The sequence below is a fragment of the Geobacillus sp. DSP4a genome (assembly GCF_013096875.1).
Taxonomy (GTDB): domain Bacteria; phylum Bacillota; class Bacilli; order Bacillales; family Anoxybacillaceae; genus Geobacillus; species Geobacillus thermophilus.
The window spans coordinates 1-1,427 of the sequence record NZ_SDLD01000115.1; the positions used below are offsets into that span (position 1 = coordinate 1).

Here is a 1,427-nt window from a genome sequence, read left to right on the forward strand (position 1 = left end):
TTCACAAAAACATTTTTCCGAGCATAGACCTGCAAAATATTGCATTTAACGAGTCAACAAAAGAAGATTTGGTTCTTCATTCGTTTGCTGGCTATCATATTTTCAAATTCCGCCTGAAAACGGATTTGCAAGCAGACATTCAAGACGATGGCTCCATTTTATTGACAAATCAAGAACATGAAAAGGTGTTTGAACTGCCGAAGCCGTTTATGGTGGATTCGAATGTCGATGAACGCTCTGGCGAGGTGCAGCGCTCAGAGAATGTAACGTATGAATTACAACAGGATGATCAAGGATATATTTTAACGGTCAAAGCCGACCCGGAGTGGCTGAAGGATCCTAAACGTGTATACCCTGTTTATATTGATCCGAGTACTTCCATTAATGTGTCTACCGATGCATTTGTAATGAGCGCCTATCCGACAACCAACTATAGTTCCTCATCAAGTAAGTGGGATTCGGCGCAGGGACAATACGTTTTAAAGGTGGGGTATTATGATGGAACAACAGGCACTTGCTATGGCTTTTTGAATCAAGATCTATCGAGCATCAAGAATATGAATGTGACGAGTGCCACGTTCCATGTCTATGTCACCCATTCGTATTATGCAACAACACCAACAGGTCTATGGCTAGATGTTGTCAACGGTCCATGGTCCGCGAGCACGTTAACGTGGAATAATAAACCTTCCTCCACCAACATTGGCAAGGTTGATGTCGCAAGAGACCAATGGGCGCAATTTGATGTAACGAATACGGTAAAAGAATGGGCATCCGGGACAAAGCCAAATTACGGATTTAAACTTCATACGAATGGCAATGGACAAACGTATTGGAAAAAGGTTGTCTCCACCACGAATAGCAGTTATAAACCATATTTGTCTGTTACGTATACGATACCAGTTCCAAATACGCCGACAGGAACGGCCTTCAGTAATGGGGATGGCACAGGATATATCAATTTATCATGGGATCCGGTTCCTGGTGCTACGGGTTATAAAGTTTGGATTTATAACGGGAAATCATATGAAGCGTTTGATGTAGGCAATGTCACTTCCTGGAGTACAAAGGGGAAAAAAATCTGGCCGACCCCTTCTGAAATTAGCGCTGGAAGATACGACTTGCACCAAGATCAGTTAGGGACGGAGCTTGCTGTCGATCCTTCCCCGGTGTATCGAAATTCAGGAGGAAGTTATCCGAATAGCAAGAACTACTGGTTCCGAGTCAGTGCGATTTTTCCTCAAGGCGAAAGCGCCATGTCCGGCGCGTATATGCCAACCATTCCGGATTTGGCGAAACCATCTGCTCCGACGGGGGTAAGTTATACAAACGGAAATGGAACAGGATATATCGATTTCAAATGGAATCCTGTGAGTGGAGCGACGGGGTATAAAATTTGGATTTTTAACGGTTCCTACTATGAATCG

1 protein-coding gene is annotated in these 1,427 nt (G+C 43.7%); it reads left to right on the forward strand.

Annotated elements, in window-relative coordinates; genetic code table 11:
- Positions 1-1,427 (forward strand): DNRLRE domain-containing protein (locus ETC02_RS16540; RefSeq protein WP_253264184.1); only part of this gene is annotated, 1,427 nt, incomplete at both ends.